The organism is Sphingorhabdus sp., assembly GCF_044354325.1.
GTDB lineage: Bacteria > Pseudomonadota > Alphaproteobacteria > Sphingomonadales > Sphingomonadaceae > Sphingorhabdus_B.
Window position 1 is genome coordinate 1 of record NZ_JBILAF010000024.1, and the last position, 21,205, is coordinate 21,205.

Below are 21,205 nucleotides of genomic sequence, written 5' to 3' on the forward strand. Positions count from 1 at the left end.
GCGAGCGATTTTGCTTTTTTGGTCAGCTTGGCCATCGGATCAGCCCTCCACTACTTCGAGGCCCATGGCGGTAGCCGAGCCTGCGATGATTTTTACTGCTGCGTCCATGTCGTTCGCATTGAGGTCGGCCATCTTGATGGTTGCGACTTCTTCCAACTGCGCACGTGTGATTTTACCAGCGGTAACCTTGCCTGGTTCTTTCGAACCCGACTTGAGGCCAAGAACCTTCTTGATGAGGTAGGTCGCTGGTGGCGACTTCATCGCAAAGGTGAAGCTCTTGTCTGCGAACACGGTGATCTTCGTTGGAATCGGGGTGCCCTTTTCCATGTCAGCGGTTGCAGCGTTGAACTGCTTGCAGAATTCCATGATGTTTACGCCGCGCTGACCCAATGCTGGGCCGATTGGCGGGGATGGGGTGGCCGAACCTGCAGGAACCTGCAGGCCGATATAGCCGTCAATTTTCTTTGCCATGAATGGCGTCCTTTCATTCTATCGCCGCAATACCCTAAAAGGGCGGAAACGGGTCAAATTAAGTGGTCCAACAGACATCAGATGATGTCCTCCCACACGGAATCACGTCGCTATTGCGCCGGGAAGCGGTGCCACTATCCGCAATGCAGGTATAATGCAAGCCTTTGCGCCGTTATGCCGGCGGTGTGAGCCGCAGTAGACCTTCCTGAACGACGGATGCGACCAACGTGCCATCCTGGCTATAAATCCAGCCATGGTTGATGCCGCGGCTGCCGCCGGTCCAATCGCTGTCCATGACATACACGAACCACTGGTCGACCTGAACATCGTTATGGAACCACATGGCATGGTCCAGGCTGGTGGAAAACAGGCCGGGCGTCACCCAATGCAGTCCGTGCGGGAGCATCGCGGATGACAGCAGTCCCATATCGGACGCAAATGACAGAAGCGCGCGGTGCAGCAACTGGTCGCCCTCAATCGGCGCACGCAAGCGAAACCATTGATAATGGCGCGTAGCCTTGGCATCAGCGGCAGGACGAAAGCTGCGGAGCTCAAACGGCCGGGGATGGGCCATGTGCTCAATCATATTTTCAGGTATATCGGGATTGCGGGCTATGGCTTCCGGAAATTCCCAGCATTTTTCGGGTGGCAGGACGTCAGGCATCGGCACTTGATGTGAAAAGCCTGCTTCAGGCTTCTGGAAAGACGCGGTCAGGTTGAAAATAACCTTGCCCTCCTGCCGGACGACAACGCGTCGGTTGGAAAACGCGCGGCCATCAAAATCACGGTGGACGCGAAAGTGCAGCGGCAGGGCTTCGCTGCCACCGCGCAAAAAATAGGCATGAAGCGAATGGACTTGTTTGTCCGGGTCAACGGTGCGCGCCGCGGCCATCATGGCCTGCGCAATAATCTGCCCACCGAAAATGCGGTCGCGCGACGGGCGAGAGAATGCCGGAAAGGTGAATTCGTCGGGTTCGTCTGCGGCGGAAAAGTCGAACAGGCGCACAATGCCACGAACCAGTCTGTCAGCAGGTATCGCGCTGTGCGCCGCGTTCGCCTTTTCGATGCGCGCCTGTAACTGTTCAGGCGAGAGTACGGAGGTCATAGGAAAGAATGATGGCCAGCGAAGGCCATCACTTCATCAATTCGACTTCTTCGAAATCCAGTTCGACCGGTGTCGCGCGGCCAAAGATGCTGACCGATACCTTCACGCGATTCTTGTCGAAATCGAGTTCTTCGACTGCACCGTTGAAGCTTGCGAATGGACCGCCAAGTACCTTGACCTGATCGCCGATTTCGTAGTCGACCGAAACGCGCTTCTTCGGCGCAGCTTCCATTTCCTGCTTCGTGTTCAAAATGCGCGCTGCTTCGGCTTCGCTGATTGGCTGCGGCTTGTTACCCGCGCCCAGAAAGCCCGTTACCTTGGCTGTGTTCTTGACCAAGTGGTAAACGTCGTCGTTCATGTTCAGCTTGGCAAGCACATAACCCGGGAAGAACTTACGTTCCGCCTTGATCTTCTTGCCACGGCGCACTTCAGTGACTTGCTCGGTCGGAACCTCGACCGCTTCCACGAGCTGCGAGAGGCCAATACGCTCCGCTTCAGCGAGGATCTGGTCGCGGACCTTGTTTTCAAAACCCGAATAAGCGTGAATGATGTACCAGCGTGCCATAATATCTCTTCTTTTCCTCAAAACTCTTTCGAGTGATCGCAGCTTAGCCTTCGGCTAGCGCGAGTAATCCCTTTACGATTGCGGCGAATACCGCGTCGACGCCCAAAAAGAAGACGGCCAAGATGATCGTCATGATCAATACCATGATCGCGGTCTGCACGGTTTCCTGCCTCGAGGGCCATACTACCTTGCCGATTTCGGTCCGTACCTGACGGATGAATTCACCGGGGCTTGTCTTTGCCATATCGTTTCTTCCTGTTCGATCCCGAGGATAGCCGCCAGCGCTCCGACCGGCGGGTCGAGAGCGATATAGGTTCCGATTTCGGAAAGACTAGGCCTTTAGCGATGGATTCGGCGCGAGGCAAGTGGCTTTGGGAATGCGCCCATTGCTCGCACCGGTTCTGAACAGCCTTGAACTGTTGCGGTTTTTGGCTATCCCTCGACGCTTCATCACATCAAGGAATTTACCCACATGCCATCCGGTCTTGCCGCCTTACTCGACGACATTGCGACAATCGCCAAAGTTGCTGCGGCTTCTGTGGATGATGTCGCCGCTGCCGCTGGCAAAGCAGGCAGCAAGGCAGCAGGTGTTGTTATCGACGACACGGCGGTTACCCCGCAATATGTCACTGGATTTACGCCGGACCGCGAATTGCCGATAATCTGGCGTATTGCGAAAGGTTCGTTTTTCAACAAGCTGGTCATCATTATGCCGGTTGCGTTGTTGCTGAGCCTGTTCTTGCCATGGGCGATCACACCAATTTTGATGCTGGGCGGTGCCTATCTGTGTTTTGAAGGCGCCGAAAAGGTTTGGGAAAAACTGGTTCCGCATGAAGAAGAGAGTTTGGTCGAAGAACTCGCTGAATTGACCAGCGCCGAGCATGAGCAAAATATGGTGAAGGGCGCGGTGCGCACTGACTTCATTCTCTCGGCAGAGATCATGGCGATTGCGCTGAACGAAGTGAAAAGCCTTGCCGCAACGTCGATCTGGCTGGAGGCGGGCGTTCTGGCCTTTGTCGCAATAGCTATTACGATTGCGGTGTACGGCGTCGTTGGGTTGATCGTTAAAATGGACGACATCGGCTTGCACATGGCGCAGCGTGAAAATGGCGGGTCGCAGGCCATTGGCCGGGGTTTGGTGAAGGGCATGCCAAAGCTGCTGGCAGCCTTATCAACCATCGGCACCGCGGCAATGCTGTGGGTCGGCGGACAAATCATCGTCCACGGTTTTGGCGTGCACCCGGCGGAATTTTTCGGCCTGCATGAAGGCGCGTTAGCCTGGATTGCGGATGCCGCATTATGCGGTGTCGTCGGGTTTGCCATTGGCGCCGTGATTGTCTTGGCCCATCACATGATCCCCAAGCGCAAGGCGCATTGAAGGCAGCGGATGCGCTGTCCATCACGCCAAAGCCGTAACCTGTTGCTTTACGGATGATGACACGGAGGAAGTGTATGCAGTCTATCCATATCCAGCGCCTTATCGCATTGCCCTATTTTGGCATGGGCGGCTGGTGCTTGTTTGCACCCAATATGGTCGAACGGATGACAATCAATCCGGCGTACCAACATTTGAGCGCGACCAGTGCGCTCTTTATTGGTTGTTTCGGCGCTCAAGCCGTTTTGGGCGGCCTGTTCATTTGGTTTAGCCGATTTACGCGCTCATCGTTTCTGACTTATGCCGTCGCGCTGTTGCCCTTTTTTGGCTTCAACTATTATTTTGTATATGAATTGCCGATTTTAAACCGCTGGATGGCATTAGATTTCGGATCGAATGCTGCGATGTTTATTTTGAGTATCTGGGGCTGGCGGATGAAAATCCGCGAAGAGGCCAAATTATAGGCAGAGCCAATAAAATGGCAGGAGTTGGGGGACTCGAACCCACGACCCTCGGTTTTGGAGACCGATGCTCTACCAACTGAGCTAAACTCCTGCACTTCGCTTTTCAGCGAAGAATTGGGCCCTTAACGCCGATATGCGAACGGGGCAAGCCTGCTTTCGCACACCCGCCCCGTTCTTGCATGATATTGTCGGAAATTTAGAAGCTCATCTCGTCATAGACGCGTGAGATGTCACCGGCCCATTCGCCGTGATATTTGTCGAGCATTTGCTCCGCGACGGTCTTGCCGCTGGCAACGATCTCGCGCAGCGGGTCCAGAAAGCCGGTTTCATTGTCGCCACTGGCATTCAGGCGGTTGCGTGCAGCAAGCCCGGACGACGAGATGTCAAGAATGCGGCCCGCAAGATCCAGCAACTTGCCGCCACCGGGTATCGCTGCATTCAGGCCCTGCGCTGGCACTGCACTGCGCAGCGTTTCGCGTTCTTCCATCGTCCAATGCTTTACTTCGTCCCAGGCAGCATCAAGCGCACCTTGGTCGTACAGCAAGCCGACCCAGAATGCGGGCAGCGCACAGATGCGGTTCCATGGCCCACCATCCGCGCCGCGCATTTCCAGAAAGCTTTTCAAGCGCACTTCGGGGAAGGCGGTCGACATATGGTCTTCCCAATCGGAAACGGTCGGTTTTTCGCCCGGCAGTACCGAAAGTTCGCCCTTCAGAAAGTCACGGAAATCCAGCCCCGATGCGTCGATATATTTGCCGTCGCGGTAGACGAAATACATCGGCACCTTCAGCATATAGTCGACATATTGTTCATATCCGAAGTTCTCATCGAATACGAACGGCAGCATGCCCGTCCGCTGCGGATCGGTGTCGGACCAGATGTGGCTGCGGTAAGAGAGGAAGCCATTTGGCTTGCCTTCCAAGAAGGGCGAGTTTGCGAACAACGCGGTTGCCAGTGGCTGAAGCGCGAGCGAGGTGCGGAACTTGTGCGCCATGTCGGCTTCGCTTGAATAATCAAGATTGACCTGAATCGTGCAAGTCCGCAGCATCATGTCGAGGCCCATGCTGCCCACACGCGGCATATGGCGCAGCATGATGTCATAGCGGCCTTTGGGCATGATCGGCAATTCAGCCCGCGTCTTGTCGGGCCAAAGCCCAAGGCCCAAAAAGCCCGTGTTCGTCTTGTCACCAATGGCTTTCACTTGCTTCAAATGGCGCCCGGTTTCGGCGCATGTCTGATGCAGGTTTTCAAGCGGGGCGCCCGACAGTTCCAACTGCCCTGCGGGTTCAAGGCTGACGGCGCCATCGGTGCCGGACATGGCAATCACCTTGCCGTTTTCGTAAACAGGTTCCCAGCCAAATTCGGTCATGGCCATCAACAGATCGCGGATGCCGCCTGGCTCGTCATAAGACGGCGCATGATGGTCCGTGCGGTTATAGACGAATTTTTCATGCTCGGTGCCAATGCGCCAGCGGTCCTTAGGCTTTTCGCCTTTGGCAATCGCGGCGATGAGTTGATCGCGCGTTTCAATGACGGGATCGTCGCGGTCCGAAACAGTTTTTGTGCTCATGCGCGCGGTTTAGAAATGTAGCGTCTATATTGCCAGAAAATTCCGTAAGCACGGTTACGGGGCGTCGGTAAAGGCGCAAAGCCATGCGCGTGCAGCATTACAGGGGACTAAGCCGTCCAATCGCCATTTTTGGACATCCACACCGAAATCGCGGCAACAGCGGCGGTATCGGCGCGTAAGATGCGCGGACCCAGCGACACTGGCCGCGCACAAGGATGCGCCCGGATTGCGGCATTCTCACTATCTGTAAATCCGCCCTCGGGTCCAATCAGGACAGCGCCGGGTCCGGGACGGATCGCATCGGAAAAAGGCTCGCCACCCCGTTCATCGCAGAAATATAGCGTCCGGTCTGCCGGCCATTTCCCAAGCAGTGCGTCGATGCGCGCAAGCGGGTCAATCACGGGTAAGGCTGTCCGCTCGCATTGTTCTGCGGCCTCAATCATATGTGCCCGCAGCCGGTCCTCTTTCAGCTTGTCGACAACGCAGCGGGCCGTCAGCACGGGCACAAATCGCGCAACGCCAAGCTCGCAGGCTTTTTCAGCGATCCAGTCAAACCGGTCTTTTTTAATGAGCGCCTGACAAATCCACAGGTCAGGGGTGAATTCGCGGTCGCGCAATTTGGCGTCTACGGTCAAGACAAGGTCGCGTTTGTGCGTTTCGGTGACGGTCGCCAGATATTCGCCCGAAACATCATCGAACAATTTAACAGGTGCGCCCTCTTTCAAACGCATCACGCCGATCAGATAATGGGCGCTGTTGCCGCCGATGTTTAAAGTAGCGCCTTCGGCCAACGGCTGTTCGACAAACAGCCGCGGTGTTGATTTTGGGGGCCAGGCGGGTGTTGCGGGCATGGTGTGTGCATAAACACAAAACGCCGCGCCGTCATCTGCCAACTTCCAGATGACGAACGGGATAAATTTTGGCAGGGCATGCCTATGACCACGCAACTTGTGCCCGACAGCGAATATACCGGCATTATGAAACTGCTCCCGGCAAAGCTGCGGGGCTTTGCGCTGCTGGCACGTTTTGACCGGCCGATCGGCTGGTGGCTATTGTTCTGGCCATGCGTGTTCGGTCTGGCGCTATCGGGCGGGCTGATTACGCGATGGGATTTGGCGCTGTGGATGTTGCTGGGTTCTGTGGCGATGCGCGGCGCGGGTTGTGTCTATAATGATATCATTGATCGTGACTTGGATGCGCACGTTGCGCGCACGGCAAACCGCCCGCTGGCCAGCGGGTTGATTTCACGCAAAGCGGCATGGGCGTGGCTGATGCTGCTGGCGCTGGTCGGCCTGACTGTTTTGCTGCAGCTAAACCGGAATGCGCAGCTTTTGGCGTTGGGAAGCCTTCTGCTGGTCGCGGCCTACCCATTTATGAAACGCATCACATGGTGGCCGCAGCTGTGGCTTGGGCTGGTGTTTAGCTGGGGCGCATTGGTGGGCTGGGTCGCCATTGCGGGGCAGGCCGATGTTGCAACGTTTTGGCTATACTCTGGAACGATATTCTGGGTGGTGGGCTATGACACGATCTATGCCATGCAGGACCGCGAAGATGACGCGCTGGTGGGGATTAAGTCGAGCGCCTTGCGCTTGGGTGGCAGCGTGCGGGCAGGGGTGGCGACATTCTATCTCCTTGCGCTTTCCGGCTGGGGCATGGCCATATGGAGCGTTCGGCCGGAGCAGCAGGCATTGGTCGCGCTCGTTCCCGCTGCCTTTCATCTGGTCATGCAAGTGGCGTCATTACAGGCGGATGGCAGCAATGCCCTTGGCCATTTCAGGTCGAACCGCATCACGGGTTTACTCGCGGCGCTCGCATTTTTGGTCGTTGGCGCGGCCGGACAATATTAGGGGGAGAAGAATATGGAACATCGTCGCATTGGCAAAAGTGCTGTTTACGTCTCAGACATCTGCATGGGGACGATGACATTCGGGTCGCAAACCGATGAAGCGCAGGCGCACCGCATACTCGACCGCTGTTTGGACGCCGGCATCAACTTTTTCGACACTGCCGAAGGTTATCCTGTGCCGCCCGACATCAAATGGGTCGGCCGGACAGAGGACATTGTTGGCCGCTGGATGAAGGGCAAGAACCGCGACGCCATCATCATGGCAACGAAGGTTTCGGGTGCGAGCCATACATGGTTCAAATCGCCAAAGCGCGGCGGGATGACGGTGCTCGACCGTCACAACATCATCACCGCAGTTGAGGAAAGCCTGCGCCGGTTGCAGACCGATTATATCGATTTGTACCAAACCCATTGGCCAGACCATGGCACCGGATATGATGAGACAATGGAAGTGCTCGACGATCTGGTCCGCGCCGGAAAAGTCCGCGTTCTGGGTTGCTCCAACGAGACCAGCTACGGCCTCATGAAGTCGCTTGCGACATCGGAGCGGTTGGGCACGGCGCGCTATCACAGCATCCAGAACAACTTTTCCATCAACAACCGCCGGTTCGAAGATGAACTGAAACAAGTCTGCCGTCAGGAAGGCGTATCGTTGCTCCCCTATTCGCCATTGGGCGGCGGCGTCTTGTCGGGCAAATATCTGGACGGCGCGCGGCCCGAAGGCGCTCGTTTCTCACGCTATCTGGAAATGACGGGCGCACGTCAGGCCGAAATGGCGCAGCGATTTGCCGGGCCACGGGCGCTGGAAAGCACGATGCGGATCGTGGAAATTGCCAAGGAAGCCGGTATGTCGCCGGTAACGCTGGCCACCGCATGGTCAAAGCAACATGACTTTGTCGCCTCCACGATCGTGGGCGTCAGCAAGGAAGACCAATTGGACGATATCTTCGCCGCGATTGACCTGAAACTCAGCGCCGAAGTGATGACCGCCATTCACAAGGTCACGAAAGAAATATTGTACCCGATGGGGTGAGGTTACTCGCTGGCGTCAACCCAAAATCTCCGCCTGCGCGTAGCCCAAAGCTTCGCCCAATGCCTGCAAACGGCGCTGCACGCTGTTGGACTGCAATCGCACGGCGGAGCCGGTGAGGTGCAGGCGCAGCGTTGCGCCGTCGCCGTCAATGCGGCTGTCGGCCAGCGCGCCGCCGGTGCCGCCATCAAGCCGGTGGGCAAGGCGGATGGCGAGGCCCCAGATCACCGCTTGCGCGAGTGCGCCGGGCGTGGCCAATGCCGTGAGCATTTCGGGCAAGGTCCGCTTTCCCGCATGCACCGTCCACAAAGCGGCGGCTATCACCGCGCGGTCGCTTGCGTTCACGCCGGGCCAGCTGCCGTCCAATGCCAAATCGAGCGCGTGGTCCGCGCGATATTCGGGGTTTACGTTCCACACGCTGTCGGACAGCAAACAGGCCGCCCGGCACAGCCGCGCATCATTGGGGCTTTGTCCGGCGAACACCGGCGCAATCCATTGCGCCAACGCGTCGCCATGAAAGGGAAACCGCCCAAGCCGTTCGCCTTCAAAACGCGCGGCGGCGATCAGCGGGTCGTCTTGGCGCTCGGCGGGGGTCAGTTGTTCAAACAACAATCCCTCACGCAGGCCATAGATGCTGGTGACAAGCTTGCTTGGTTTCAGCAGGCCCGATATGCCGGCGAGCAACGCATTCGCCCCCGGCAGCGCCGAAATGCGGCCTGTGGCAACGACATTGGATCGGGTTAACGCGTCCTTGTCGTTCACCATCGCCATCATCATTTCGGGCGCGTCGGCGGGCATTTCATAATTGGACAGGATGGTCAGCGGATATCCGGTCTGGTGCATGTGCAGCCGCGCGAATGTCCGCCACGAACCGCCGATCATATAAAATGGCAGGCCGGTTTCGATGGGGAAACCCGCTTTACCCACCGCTTTGGCAATATCATCGCGCAGCATCTGGCTAATCTGCTTGGTCGTTTTGCCGTTCAATATGTCATGCCGCAATGTGCCCAGCGGCAGGGAGACGCGCGTGCCCAGTTTTCCGTCGGATATGCGAATAAGCTCAAGGCTGCCACCACCAAGATCGCCAACATAGCCATTGGCATATGGGTTGTCGCTTAATATGCCGAACCCGGCGGCGGTTGCCTCCGCATCGCCATCCAGCACATCGACGTGAATGCCGAGCGCCGCTGCTTTTTCGACCAGCTCATGGCCGTTTTTGGCTTCGCGTGTTGCGGCGGTGGCGACCACGCGCATCGTGTCGACCTTCATTGCCTTTGCCAGCGTTTCAAAGCGCGCCAAGGCGGCCAGCGCCTTTTTCATCGTGGCTTTATCGATGACGCCATCGCCCGCGAGGCAGGCGCCAAGTTTTACGCGGCTTTTTTCATTGTAAATCGGCAGCGGCGCACGCGGCAGCCCCGCGTAAACGACCAGTCGTACGGTGTTGGAGCCAATATCAATGACGGCCTGACGCACCGCCTTCATCGTTGTCGGATGAGGCGCAGCGTTGGAACCTTCTTGTCATCTGCAAGCGCGCCTCCGCGTCCGGATAATGACGCGTTGGTCATGAAATAATGGTGCAAATTGAAAGGCATTGTTCCTGCTTTGACTCGCTCATATCGGCCGTCTGACCGCAGCATCCAGCTTTGCTGGTTGTCGAGCAGGTTTGCAACCATAACCTGATCCAGAATCTGGTCATGCACCGTCGGGTTTTCTATCGGCAGCATATATTCGACACGGCGGTCGAAATTGCGCGACATCCAGTCCGCCGACGAGATGAACACCTTTGCATCCCGATTGGGAAGGTCCGCGCCATTGCCCATCGCCCAAATGCGGCTGTGCTCCAGGAAACGTCCAACGACGGACTTTACGCGGATGCGCGACGACATGCCCTTAACCCCGGGCCGCAGGCAACAAATGCCGCGCACGATCAGGTCAATCTCCACGCCCGCTTCGCTGGCTTCGTACAATTTGTCGATAACGGCCTTGTCGACCAACGAGTTCAGCTTTGCCCAGACAGCGCCCGACCGCCCCGCCGCAACATGCGCGATTTCGTCATCAATCAGCGACATGATTTTTTCGCGCAGGCCAAGGGGGCTCATCGTCAAAAGCTTCAGTTCCGTTGGCGGGATATAGCCGGTGATATAATTGAAAATCTGCCCCGCATCATGCCCGACGCGCGGGTCCGCGGTGAAGAAGCTGATGTCGGTATAGACCTTGGCCGTGATGGGGTGGTAATTGCCGGTGCCCAAGTGGCAATAGGTCCGGAAACCGTCCGCCTCGCGCCGTACGACCAGCGAAATTTTGGCGTGGGTTTTCATATCGACAAAGCCGTAGACGACTTGGACGCCCGAATTTTCAAGCTGCGACGCCCAGTGCAAATTCTGCTCTTCGTCAAATCGCGCCTTCAGTTCGACGATAGCGGTGACGGATTTGCCCGCATCGGCGGCTTCACACAACGCGCGAATGACCGCGGACTGCTTCCCTGCGCGGTACAATGTTTGCTTGATCGCAACGACATCTGGATCAACCGCCGCTTGCTGCAAGAATGCGAGCACCGCGTCGAAGCTTTCATAGGGGTGATGGACGACGATGTCTTTTTGGCGGATCGCGGCAAAGCAGTCACCATCATGTTCCAAAATGCGTTCGGGAAAGCGCGGCGAATATGGCGGGAATTTCAGCGTTGGCCGATCTTCGTCCACCAATTGCCCAAGGTCACCGATGCCCAAAAAGCCGACGGTTTCGACGACGATGGATGCGCCAGCGCCAAGCTCTGACCGGATTAAGGTCGCCAATTCCGCGGGCAGCCCTTTTTCCAGCTTTAGCCGGATAATCCGGCCACGACGGCGGCGTTTGATGGCGCTGCGGAAATAGCGCACAAGATCTTCGGCCTCTTCCTCCACCTCGATATCGCTGTCACGGATAACGCGGAAGGCGCCGGCCGCGACAAGCAGGTAATCCGGAAACATCTGCCCGACAAAATGCTTAATCAACGCCTCGATCGTGACAAAGCGCGTGCCGGGGCCGGGCAATCGGATGAAGCGCGCCAGCGATTGCGGGATCATCACCAACTGGCGCACGACTTCGCCATCGTTTTTCCGGCGCATATCGAAAATCAGGCTGATGCCCTGATTGGGGATGAACGGAAACGGGTGGGCGGGATCAAGCGCTTGCGGCGTTAGAACCGGAAGAATTTGTTCCTCAAAATATTTCCCGACCGCAGCTTGAAGACTTTTGCCAAGGGCGGATGGCTCAACGACCTTAATGCCCTCTGCCGATAGCTCGCGCATCAATTTGCGCCACAGCTTTTGCTGCTGGATCATGAGGCGATCTGCGGCGGCAACGGTTGCGGTCAGCTGTTCAGACGGGGTGCGGCCATCGATTGACAGTTCTTCAATCTTCCGTTGCTGTTGGCCGCGCAATCCAGCCACGCGGACCATGAAAAATTCGTCAAGGTTTGTGCCGGAAATCGACAAAAAGCGCAGCCGTTCAAGCAGCGGGTGCGCCGGGTTTGACGCCTCTTCCAGCACGCGTTCGTTGAATTTCAGCCAAGATAATTCGCGGTTAAAATAGCGCGCGTCCTCAGGCGTTTTCAAGGGCTTCACTTTGCTTGAACCGGGCGCGGGCTTCACGAAAAAATATCCTTTTTAATTGGCTCATGCGGCGTGCCACGGAAACATTACATATTTACGGCAAGCATTTCGCGGCGTGTAAAAGCATTGCCGCCGAAACATCATCGTCCATATACGGGCGAGGCACAACCCCCGCCAACCGGTACACCAACCCATAACGCATATTTGGAGAAAAACATATGCAGCTGCGGCCCTGATTTGCCGGTGGGTTTTTGGGTAGGCGAAACACTAGGTTGCAATAGTCGTCTGTCGGGTTAATTGCGGGCTATGGCAAAAATCTGGTTTGACGACGCACTTGATCTTAATGCGCTCACTGAAAATGGTGGCGATTGCATGCCCGGCTATGTCGGCATCCGGTTCATCGATTATGGCGACGACTGGATCAAGGCCAGCATGCCCGTCAATGAACGCACCAAGCAACCTTATGGCCGATTGCATGGCGGCGCTTCGGTAGTGCTTGCCGAAACGGTTGGATCGGTGGGCGCGGCGATGACTGTGGACCGCAGCAAATTTGCGACCGTGGGCATGGAAATCAACGCCAACCATATCCGTCCGGCAAAAGACGGTCTGGTTTTTGCAACAGGAAAGGCCGAATCCATCGGCCGGACAACACAAATCTGGTCGATCCGTATTGAGGATGAGGCTGGAAAGCTGGTGTGCATTTCGCGCATTACGATGGCCGTCATTTCCACCGAACGCGCCTAAAATCTTGCGTTTCGGGCCGGTAACGTCCACGGGTAAAAAATAGATGACACCGTTAGACAGAATTTGGGGTGCAGGCGAATGTCGCTTCGATATGTAAGAGAATTTAAGGGCTTTGCCGGGGTCAGGATTGAAGCGGACGATATCGGTTCCGCCGATGAACCCTCGATCGTCCTGCTGCACGGCTTTGGACAAACACGTAAGGTCTGGGAAGATGTCGCGGTTGGCCTTGAACAGGCTGGCCGGCACGTTATCAATGTTGACCTGCGCGGTCATGGCGGCAGCGATTGGCCGTCCGATGGCCGTTATGACATTGACGCTTTTGTAGACGATTTACGCGCGGTTCTGGGGCAGATGCGGACGCGACCTGTGGTGGTGGCGGCAACGCACAGTGCATGGATTGCAACGATGGCGCTTGCCGAGGATGCCGCGACATTGGCGTCTGGCCTTATCCTTCTCGACCCGCCTGCGCATTCAGATGCCCAAGCGGTAAAGGTTTCGGCCGAGGCGCTGTCTGCGGCCTTGGGGCAGGGGCTTGCGCCATCCGAATATGACAGCAAGATTTTCGCGTCATTCGGCACTGATGGTGTGGATGCCCGGCTCGCGCAAGCCGCGCCGCAGATCAACATTCCCGTTTTGGTGGTGCGCGGCGCGCTTGGCGCGTCGGACGGCATTGACCCGCAAACGGGCTTTGCCGCAACTTTTCCCAATGTCGAAGCGATTGATGTCGATGGCGGCGGGCTGCTTATCGTGGCGGAACGAACCGAAGCGTTCAACGGCTTGCTGATCGATTTTCTGGAGCGCAAGCAACCGCGCTTCATTCCGGAATATCGATCCGGTTCCGATGCACGCACGTTGCGCGATGCAATGGGCTGCTTTGCAACGGGCGTGACCATTATCACCGCCCATGCACCCGACGGACGGCCCGTTGGCCTGACGGCGAACAGCTTCACCAGCGTGTCGCTCGATCCCCCGTTGCTGCTTGTGTGCATCGCCAATAATTCGGGCAGTGCAGAGGTGTTGCGCGGGATTGATGATTTCGCGGTCAACGTGCTGCAGATTGGCCAGCAACCGGTGTCCAACCTGTTCGCGGGAAAAAGCGAAGATCGGTTCTCCGGAACGCGGTGGGAAGTCGGCGAATATGGCGCGCCTATTTTGCCCAGCTCGCTCGGTATCTTTGAATGCAAACGGCATACATTGCACGAGGCGGGGGACCATTTCATCCTCGTCGGGCGCGTCGAAAAAGCCAGCTTTGAACCGCGCCGCGATCCTTTATTATATTTCCGCGGCAAATACCGGCGTCTGCACTTCACGTAAGACCTGCTCGCATTGACTCCTGAAGAGCGATGCCGTAAACTGGTTTCAAATGTAACCAGTTTCGCAGGAGCAATAGCATGGCCGATTTGTTCGAAAACCCGTTGGGTCTCGATGGGTTCGAATTCATCGAATTTTCCGCGCCGGAAAAAGGCCTGCTTGAACCCGTGTTCGAACGCATGGGTTTTGCGCGCATTGCCCGGCACCGGTCGAAAGACGTCGACCTATGGCGTCAGGGTGAAATCAACCTGATCGCCAATTATGAACCCAAAAGCCCGGCGGCCTATTTTGCGGCGGAGCATGGTCCGTCGGCCTGCGGCATGGCGTTTCGCGTGAAAAATGCGCGGGTCGCTTATGACGAAGCGATTGCCCGCGGCGCTGAGCCCGTTGAGACACGGACCGGCCCAATGGAGCTTCGGCTGCCCGCCATTCGCGGCATTGGCGGGGCGATGATTTACCTCGTCGATCGTTATGGTGACGCGCTGTCGATTTACGATATCGATTTCGATTATTTGCCCGGCGTGGATCGCAACCCCGCAGGCGCTGGCTTCAAGATTATCGATCACCTGACGCACAATGTATATGGCGGACGCATGGCGCATTGGGGCAGCTTTTATGAGCGCGTCTTCAATTTCCGCGAAATTCGTTATTTCGATATTAAGGGCGAATATACCGGCCTCACCAGCCGCGCGATGACGGCGCCTGATGGCAAAATCCGCATTCCGTTGAACGAAGAAGGCAAAGCAGGCGGCGGGCAGATTGAAGAATATCTGCGTGCGTACAATGGCGAAGGCATTCAGCATATCGCCTTTTCCTGTGATGACCTGCCCGCGTGCTGGGACCGGTTGAAAGCGCTGGGCACGCCATTCGCGCCGCCACCGCCCAAAGCCTATTATGATATGCTGGAGGAACGCTTGCCCGGCCATGGCGAGCCAGTCGATGAACTGCAGGCACGCGGTATTTTGCTCGATGGTTCGACCGAAGATGGTGACCCGCGTCTGCTGCTGCAGATATTTTCGCAGACGATGATTGGGCCTGTGTTCTTCGAATTTATCCAACGCAAGAAAGACGAAGGCTTTGGCGAAGGTAACTTCACAGCCTTGTTCAAAAGCATTGAGCGCGACCAGATTGAGCGCGGCGCGCTGACGGTCGGCGAGGGCGCGATATGACCGCGCCCATCGCGCTTCGCCGCATTCACCATGTGGCCTATCGGTGCAAGGATGCAAAGGCGACGGCGGACTGGTACGCGCGCGTTTTGGGCATGGAATTCACCACCGCCTTTGCCGAGGATCATGTTCCGTCCACGGGGGAATATGACCCCTATATGCACATCTTCCTCGATTGCGGCGGCGGCAATGTCATCGCCTTTTTCGAACTGCCGAACCAACCCGAAATGGGCAAAGACCCCAATACCCCCGCATGGGTCCAGCATATCGCGTTTGAAGTCAGTGACCTTGACGCCCTGCTTGCCGCAAAAGCGCATATCGAGGCGCAGGGCATTGATGTGGTCGGGCCGACTTTCCACGGGATTTTCCGGTCGATCTATTTCTTTGACCCCAACGGCCACCGGCTGGAGCTTGCGTGCAACATCGGCACGCCGGAACAATATGCCGAATTAAAACGCGTCGCGCCGTTGATGCTTGCCGAATGGAGCGAAACCAAAAAAGCCCCGCGCCATGCCGATTGGCTGCACATTGATCCGGACAAGAAAGTCTAGGCGTCAAGCGCCCGCGCAATTGGACGTTGCGTCCCCAAATATGGCTCCCGCAGCAAGCGGCTCCACCTTGCGCGGTTGATTAATGCAACTCCAAAAGAAGTTGGTTCGCAATCGCGCCGCCGGTGTGGAACATTCAGCCTGCCCGGGCCTTTTACCTGTAAGAGTTTGATCAGGTAACGGCATCATGATAGCCTTCACCAATATTCTGAAAGTTGGCTATGATGCGTAAAAGATGGATTTTGTTGGCTGCTGCGGGGCTTGTCAGTGTTGGTGCGATCACTTGGAGTGCTATGGCAAGTAATGTCGAAACGCCTGATTATGCGGTTTCTAGTAAAAGCGGTAACCTAGAGATCCGCGAATACGGCCCGACAATTGTTGCAGAAGCAACGGTCGAAGGGGAACGGGATGCAGCGATACAGCGCGGTTTCCGCATTATTGCGGATTATATTTTTGGCAACAATCTATCGTCGACAAAAGTCGCGATGACTGCACCCGTGATGCAGCAGCCCAGCGAAAAGATCGCGATGACCGCACCCGTCATTCAGCAAGCGTCAGGCAAAGCGTGGAATGTGCGTTTTGTGATGCCTTCAGAATATACGATGGAAACGCTGCCGAAGCCGGTCAATCCCAAAGTCGCGTTGATTGAAGTGCCAGCGACGCGATTTGCGGTAATCCGCTTTTCGGGTTTTGCAGGTCAGGGTTCACTTGACGCACACGAAGCTGAGCTACGGGTATTCATGGCGGAGCGGGGCCTAACTGCCACCAGTGCGCCCCAATACGCATTTTACAATGCGCCTTGGACACTTCCTTTCATGCGCCGGAATGAGGTTATGATCGAAGTCACCGGCAAATGAAGATAGCCGATATATCTGAATGAAGGGCATGGTGCAGCCGCGAGGGCCCGAGCTTAAGGCCGGTTCACTTACGTAGGCATCAGCCCCAAATGTTCGCACGATGGACAACAGGTGGGATTATGCCACCCGCTTTAATCAGGCGCACATTGTTTAAAGATAAGTGGAAATATTATTATTAATCTGTTGCTTACAAGCAGTATATGGTGCCGGAAGAGGACCCGCGCTTAACTCATAAAAAATTGAATTATAAAGATAATAAATTTCTTTATATCAGGAAAGCCCCCAATAAAGCCCCCAACAATAAATTCTAAAGCTATTCCCATGACAGTTAACACCACCGCAAAGGACGCGTTCATCCTCACCAAAGGCGACGTATGAGGTGCCGACAGGAGCATGTCAGTCAGTCAAAACCAACAGCATCTGTCTATCCAGTTTTGATGACGGCAGCTTTGCGCCCAACTCATGTCATAAAGGCAACAAGTTCAAGCCCTCATTAGCAGCCGTTAGTTCATCGACTGAACGAAAGTCAGCTTTCCGACAATATGCGATAAAAGCGGACTGACCGGACATGACGACATTGCAGACATCACTGCCGAGTTGACATTGGCTCGGCAGGTGCAGGCGATCGCTTTAACTTAGCAACGAAACTCCCAACGTTGATTGGCGAGAACGCATCATCCGCCCAATGGGGCGATGCACCGGGGATACCATAACGGAAGGGCCTGCCCTCTGGGATATGAAGCGTTCCGAACAGCCAGTCATAGATTGAGAGGAAGATGCCAAAGTTGCGGAAGTTGCCGCCATCCTTGCCGTAGCCATGATGGCTGTGATGAATGCCCGGCGAGACGAAAATATGTTCCAAACCACGGAAAGCAGGGCCGAACAGGCGGTGACGGCGGATGGTGTCATCCCACCGGAAGTCGCTGTGCGTGAAAATGCCCCAGAACGAGAAAACGGCGACTGCCGCCATCGCAGCCTTGCCCTGGCCCAGGTAAACTGCAAGCGACATCACCCAGGTCAGTCCAGCGACCAGTGCCCAAAAAAGACTTATCCGGAAATTGAGCAGCACGTTGACGTATTTTGCCGTGTGGTGGGTGCGGTGCATCCGCCAAAACCAGTCGAAAAACCGCGAACCTTTTAGCTCATGGGATCCTCGGTGAACCCAGTAGTTCGCAAATTCTGCGACAAGGATAATGACGATCATCGCGGGCCAAAAGGGCACCCATGCAAGCGCCCCCTTGCCCGCTGGCAGAACCCCGCCGATCAGCATCGCCACGGCAACGGCACCCAGTGGCCTCACCGCTGCGCCAATGACGATGCATATGCCGTTTACGAACCAATCGTTGCGACTGTAGATTGCGCGGTGACGACCAGCGATTACCTCGGCGATAAAAATCATGGCTGTCACAGCAAGCACCCACTGACCTAAGCTCGACATTGCAATTCTCCTTTACGCCAAAATCGCACTCGTAACCGATTTTGTCCAATGCATTGGAGTATGTTTTTTGATAACCTGGGCGAATGCTTGATCTCACCAAACTTCGCTACCTCACCGTTTTGGCACGGCGATCTAACTATGCGCGGGCAGCCGAGGAGCTTGGCATCTCGCAGCCGGCGCTAACGCGCACCATCCAGACGCTCGAAAGCCAACTCGGCTTTCGATTGTTCGACCGAGATCGTTCAGGGGTAAGTCTCACCCCCCAAGGCCAGGATTTCGTGGATCGTGCTGCGGTCCTCGTAGCCAACGCCGAGGACCTTGAACGCCACGCAGTGCTGGCCACCACCGGGAAACGGGGTCGGATCAGGTTCGGCATCGCGCCTATGCCTGCTAGGGCGCTGCTCCCAAGAGTTTTAACGCATCGGATTCTTGAAGCGCCACACCTGATTAACGACGTTGTCGTCAAAAATGTCGAGGCGCTTTGGCCGCTTTTGATATCAGGTGAGATTGAGTTTTTTGTCAGCGCCGAAGGACAAGTGCCAGATGCCCCGCCAGTCCGCGTGACGCCGCTCGGAACTTTTCCGGTAAGTTTTCTGGTGCGAAAAGAGCATCCGTTGCTGACGAGGTCGGAGTCATCTGAGCGTTACCCGGTGCTGATCTCCAACCACCGGGAGGTTGCCCTGCCGCCCGATCTTCAAGATCAAACAATCCATCCTCCGCATGTGATCGAGGATTTTGGTACGCTCGCAGCGCTGACAGCTAACACTGACGCAATCTGGATTTCATCGGCGTATGCCGTCTCGACGGAGATGTCGAACGAAGAACTGGCGGAGTTACCAGTAGATCATGCCCCTGGTCGCCGCGAGTACCGGATAATGATGTATTCGCTTGATCGCCGAACGCAGTCGCCCGCCGCTTTGCTTTTGAAAGATCATCTGACCAAACTAATCCGTGTCCTAGCTGAGCGGCGATGAAGGTCGGCTTCAGTGCCCAAATGCAGTCAACAAGAGCGCTGGCTGGCTACCCCATAAGTGGACATAGCCAAGCTTAGTTGACTATGCGGGCGCCATTAACGCCAATGGTTTGTCTGGTCACATAGCCGCTGGCATCCGAGCACAACCACACACAGGCATTGGCAATTTCATCTGGTTCAACGACGCGGGGCACTGGTTCGGGGCCGCGGGAGGCGCGCGCGGCGGCGATATTTCGCGTCCTAATTTTACGCGAAGGTCGTTTCTTATAGCGATCTCGACCGGCGCCCTTTAAAAAGGGTATTAAGCGTTCTCTTGATTCAATGCGTGGGTAAGAAGCGCGAATAGCCACCCAAGTCTGAAAGAGGCGATTGCTGAGTAGATCTGGAGACGACCACCGCCATAGCGGATGTTTTTTCCGCTTTGCTCTGCCATATAGTCAGCCAAGGCACTTAACACATTATTGCGCAAACAATAACCGCCATCAGTCATTGCAGCTCGGCTACGAAGACTAAAGTTGGCGAGAAAACGGATGATTAGAGAATGCCAGGCCAGAAATTTGTTTTGTCTACCGATAATGCTTCCTTGCGGATCCCTGATGTGACCGTATCCAATGATTTTTCGCGTCGTCAGTTTGCAAGGCAGTTAGGTATGGCAACAGCTGGACTTGCTATCGCGACCCCTCTAGGCGCGGTTGTACCGTTTGATGTAACGCCATATGTGCACCCCGAACTGCGCCCCATGTTACCTCGTCTTCTGCCGATGTCGAAGGCAGTGCCTACCGCCGACAATCTTGTGCGTATGCGCGAAGGAGCCCGCGCATACGCGTCGCCGGTGCTAGCGGATCCGGCTTGGACTGAGAAAAGCATCCCGGGATACGGCGGTGCCCCTGATATTCGGGTGTTTATTGTCAACGCCAAGAATGATGGGTCTTTGCGGCCTTGCATCCTGCATACGCATGGCGGCGGCTTCATTATCGGTGATGCCAAATCCGGCCTCCGCCAGCTTCAAGAGATCGCAGCTGCTCTCGATTGCCTGATCGTCAGCGTAGACTATCGGCTTGCACCTGAGACACGCTTTGCCGGTTCACTGGAAGACAATTATGCTGGCCTCAAATGGCTTTACCAGAATGCCCATCAGATGGGGGGCAACCGTGACCGGATCGCCGTCATGGGCGACAGTGCCGGTGGCGGTCATGCCGCAATTCTCGCCATCGCAGCAAGAGACCGGGGAGAGATTTCGCTTGCGTATCAAGCGCTGATCTACCCAATGCTGGACGACCGGACGGGAAGCACCCGGCTTAAACATCCCATGATGGGCGCTGTGATCTGGACCGAAGCGCACAACCGCTTTGGCTGGTCGTCATTTCTCGGTGTGCCTGCCGGATCACGACGTGTACCTTCTAGGGCTGTACCCGCACGGACTGAAGATCTTAAGGGCCTGCCCCCTGCCTTTATCGGAGTTGGCTCGATCGACTTGTTCGTCGATGAAGATATTGAATATGCCAAGCGCCTGATCGGGAGCGGTGTAGCTGCAGAACTCCATGTAGTGCCCGGCGCATTCCACGGCTTTGACAACATCCCTGGAACAAAAATTGGCCCGCAATTCCGACAGACCTTGATTGCGGCGCTTAGACAAGGCCTAGCGATTGCTTCGAGTTAAGTGCCGATCTTTGCATATGTCGGCCCCGAGAATTGTGTGCAGCCTCGTCCGGCATAAATGAGAGCTATTCATCGACACACGAATCAAAGCTGACCGTCCGCTCCCGGCCCAATTGCGGACGTCAGCCACTTGAAGAAATGCAACCTAACCGACTAAACCATCAAAAGCCCCCTTTTGCAGCTTTTGTCGGTCAGCTTTACATGCTGATTTGTGCCAGTCACGCGACTGTTAAATGGGTATCTTCTAACAGTCGAAAACATGGCTATAAGTTGTTCATTGAAATGCCGTGAAGTTTTGCAACGGCGGCCATCAAATTCTTAAGTTCATGGCTCGCAGGTTCTTTGACGTTGTTGATGCCTAATCCCCGGATCAATTCAGCCTGCCGGTGCGGAGCAACGCTACCATAGCTACTGAATGTCGTCAGCACCTGCTCATGGCCAAGATTTTGGGACCATGCTTTAAAAGTTTCAGCCGTGGTGCAGGTCCTTTCGC

The 21,205-nt window shown here is 56.0% G+C and carries 22 protein-coding genes, 1 tRNA gene and 1 pseudogene; 11 read left to right on the forward strand and 13 right to left on the reverse strand.

What is annotated here, in order from left to right; genetic code table 11:
* Positions 1-39: 39 nt before the first annotated feature.
* The 4 genes from rplK to secE form a co-directional block, all read right to left on the reverse strand.
* Complete coding sequence (gene rplK, locus ACIQ0G_RS03800; protein WP_395636018.1) at positions 40-471, reverse strand: 50S ribosomal protein L11; 432 nt, start codon at positions 469-471, stop codon at positions 40-42.
* A 172-nt stretch (positions 472-643) separates the two neighbouring features.
* Positions 644-1,576 (reverse strand): acyl-CoA thioesterase, encoded by a 933-nt coding sequence (locus tag ACIQ0G_RS03805; protein WP_397576761.1) that lies wholly within the window; start codon positions 1,574-1,576, stop codon positions 644-646.
* Between the two features lie 28 nt (positions 1,577-1,604).
* Complete coding sequence (nusG, locus tag ACIQ0G_RS03810) at positions 1,605-2,141, reverse strand: transcription termination/antitermination protein NusG (protein WP_183939713.1); 537 nt, start codon at positions 2,139-2,141, stop codon at positions 1,605-1,607.
* A gap of 43 nt (positions 2,142-2,184) precedes the next feature.
* Positions 2,185-2,385: a preprotein translocase subunit SecE gene (secE, locus tag ACIQ0G_RS03815; protein WP_324479568.1), complete on the reverse strand. Its 201-nt coding sequence runs from the start codon at positions 2,383-2,385 to the stop codon at positions 2,185-2,187.
* 228 nt (positions 2,386-2,613) lie between these two features.
* Here secE and ACIQ0G_RS03820 point away from each other — a divergent pair, with 228 nt between their 5' ends.
* Both ACIQ0G_RS03820 and ACIQ0G_RS03825 read left to right on the forward strand, forming a co-directional pair.
* Positions 2,614-3,519 carry a DUF808 domain-containing protein gene (locus ACIQ0G_RS03820; protein ID WP_397576762.1) on the forward strand — a complete coding sequence of 302 codons (906 nt, stop codon included), beginning with the start codon at positions 2,614-2,616 and terminating at the stop codon, positions 3,517-3,519.
* Between the two features lie 74 nt (positions 3,520-3,593).
* Positions 3,594-3,980, forward strand: a complete 387-nt coding sequence (locus ACIQ0G_RS03825; RefSeq protein ID WP_397576763.1) for a hypothetical protein — start codon at positions 3,594-3,596, stop codon at positions 3,978-3,980.
* 15 nt (positions 3,981-3,995) lie between these two features.
* Here the strand turns inward: ACIQ0G_RS03825 and ACIQ0G_RS03830 are convergent.
* The 3 genes from ACIQ0G_RS03830 to ACIQ0G_RS03840 form a co-directional block, all read right to left on the reverse strand.
* Positions 3,996-4,071: transfer RNA gene (locus ACIQ0G_RS03830), tRNA-Trp, on the reverse strand.
* A gap of 105 nt (positions 4,072-4,176) precedes the next feature.
* Complete coding sequence (locus tag ACIQ0G_RS03835; RefSeq protein WP_397576764.1) at positions 4,177-5,550, reverse strand: glutamate--cysteine ligase; 1,374 nt, start codon at positions 5,548-5,550, stop codon at positions 4,177-4,179.
* 107 nt (positions 5,551-5,657) lie between these two features.
* Positions 5,658-6,401 carry a 16S rRNA (uracil(1498)-N(3))-methyltransferase gene (locus ACIQ0G_RS03840; protein WP_397576765.1) on the reverse strand — a complete coding sequence of 248 codons (744 nt, stop codon included), beginning with the start codon at positions 6,399-6,401 and terminating at the stop codon, positions 5,658-5,660.
* 84 nt (positions 6,402-6,485) lie between these two features.
* Here ACIQ0G_RS03840 and ubiA point away from each other — a divergent pair, with 84 nt between their 5' ends.
* The gene (ubiA, locus tag ACIQ0G_RS03845) at positions 6,486-7,397 is read left to right on the forward strand and encodes a 4-hydroxybenzoate octaprenyltransferase (protein ID WP_397576766.1); all 912 of its coding nucleotides are present in this window, start codon (positions 6,486-6,488) and stop codon (positions 7,395-7,397) included.
* 12 nt (positions 7,398-7,409) lie between these two features.
* Entirely contained in the window at positions 7,410-8,429 is a 1,020-nt protein-coding gene (locus ACIQ0G_RS03850) for an aldo/keto reductase (protein WP_397576767.1), read from the forward strand.
* A 15-nt stretch (positions 8,430-8,444) separates the two neighbouring features.
* On the opposite strand, the gene ACIQ0G_RS03855 is transcribed toward ACIQ0G_RS03850, so the two are convergent.
* Together ACIQ0G_RS03855 and ACIQ0G_RS03860 are read right to left on the reverse strand one after the other, a co-directional pair.
* Positions 8,445-9,908 (reverse strand): Ppx/GppA family phosphatase, encoded by a 1,464-nt coding sequence (locus ACIQ0G_RS03855; protein ID WP_397576768.1) that lies wholly within the window; start codon positions 9,906-9,908, stop codon positions 8,445-8,447.
* On the reverse strand, positions 9,905-12,055 hold the full coding sequence (locus ACIQ0G_RS03860) for an RNA degradosome polyphosphate kinase (protein ID WP_397576769.1): 2,151 nt from the start codon (positions 12,053-12,055) through the stop codon (positions 9,905-9,907). Before ACIQ0G_RS03860 ends, ACIQ0G_RS03855 begins: the two co-directional genes overlap by 4 nt.
* A gap of 267 nt (positions 12,056-12,322) precedes the next feature.
* Here ACIQ0G_RS03860 and ACIQ0G_RS03865 point away from each other — a divergent pair, with 267 nt between their 5' ends.
* The 5 genes from ACIQ0G_RS03865 to ACIQ0G_RS03885 all read left to right on the forward strand — a co-directional run bounded on the left by ACIQ0G_RS03865 (position 12,323) and on the right by ACIQ0G_RS03885 (position 16,642).
* Complete coding sequence (locus ACIQ0G_RS03865) at positions 12,323-12,760, forward strand: hotdog fold thioesterase (RefSeq protein ID WP_397576770.1); 438 nt, start codon at positions 12,323-12,325, stop codon at positions 12,758-12,760.
* A gap of 78 nt (positions 12,761-12,838) precedes the next feature.
* On the forward strand, positions 12,839-14,074 hold the full coding sequence (locus tag ACIQ0G_RS03870) for an alpha/beta fold hydrolase (protein ID WP_397576771.1): 1,236 nt from the start codon (positions 12,839-12,841) through the stop codon (positions 14,072-14,074).
* Between the two features lie 77 nt (positions 14,075-14,151).
* Positions 14,152-15,240, forward strand: a complete 1,089-nt coding sequence (gene hppD / locus ACIQ0G_RS03875; protein ID WP_397576772.1) for a 4-hydroxyphenylpyruvate dioxygenase — start codon at positions 14,152-14,154, stop codon at positions 15,238-15,240.
* Positions 15,237-15,788, forward strand: coding sequence for a VOC family protein (locus ACIQ0G_RS03880; RefSeq protein ID WP_397576773.1), 552 nt, complete (start codon positions 15,237-15,239; stop codon positions 15,786-15,788). Before hppD ends, ACIQ0G_RS03880 begins: the two co-directional genes overlap by 4 nt.
* Positions 15,789-16,078: 290 nt before the next feature.
* Entirely contained in the window at positions 16,079-16,642 is a 564-nt protein-coding gene (locus ACIQ0G_RS03885) for an SOUL family heme-binding protein (RefSeq protein ID WP_397576774.1), read from the forward strand.
* 586 nt (positions 16,643-17,228) lie between these two features.
* Here ACIQ0G_RS03885 and ACIQ0G_RS03890 read toward each other — a convergent pair.
* Positions 17,229-17,912, reverse strand: a complete 684-nt coding sequence (locus tag ACIQ0G_RS03890; RefSeq protein ID WP_397576778.1) for a sterol desaturase family protein — start codon at positions 17,910-17,912, stop codon at positions 17,229-17,231.
* 251 nt (positions 17,913-18,163) lie between these two features.
* Here ACIQ0G_RS03890 and ACIQ0G_RS03895 point away from each other — a divergent pair, with 251 nt between their 5' ends.
* Positions 18,164-19,054, forward strand: coding sequence for a LysR family transcriptional regulator (locus ACIQ0G_RS03895; protein ID WP_397576775.1), 891 nt, complete (start codon positions 18,164-18,166; stop codon positions 19,052-19,054).
* 73 nt (positions 19,055-19,127) lie between these two features.
* Here the strand turns inward: ACIQ0G_RS03895 and ACIQ0G_RS03900 are convergent, their stop codons facing one another.
* Together ACIQ0G_RS03900 and ACIQ0G_RS03905 are read right to left on the reverse strand one after the other, a co-directional pair.
* Positions 19,128-19,403, reverse strand: coding sequence for an SDR family oxidoreductase (locus tag ACIQ0G_RS03900; protein ID WP_397576776.1), 276 nt, complete (start codon positions 19,401-19,403; stop codon positions 19,128-19,130).
* Entirely contained in the window at positions 19,355-19,543 is a 189-nt protein-coding gene (locus ACIQ0G_RS03905) for a hypothetical protein (protein WP_397576779.1), read from the reverse strand. Before ACIQ0G_RS03905 ends, ACIQ0G_RS03900 begins: the two co-directional genes overlap by 49 nt.
* Positions 19,544-19,594: 51 nt before the next feature.
* On the opposite strand from ACIQ0G_RS03905, the gene ACIQ0G_RS03910 reads away from it, so the two are divergent.
* Complete coding sequence (locus tag ACIQ0G_RS03910) at positions 19,595-20,713, forward strand: alpha/beta hydrolase (RefSeq protein WP_397576777.1); 1,119 nt, start codon at positions 19,595-19,597, stop codon at positions 20,711-20,713.
* A gap of 262 nt (positions 20,714-20,975) precedes the next feature.
* On the opposite strand, the pseudogene ACIQ0G_RS03915 reads toward ACIQ0G_RS03910, so the two are convergent.
* A pseudogene (locus ACIQ0G_RS03915) lies at positions 20,976-21,205 on the reverse strand (hypothetical protein); the annotation flags it as partial.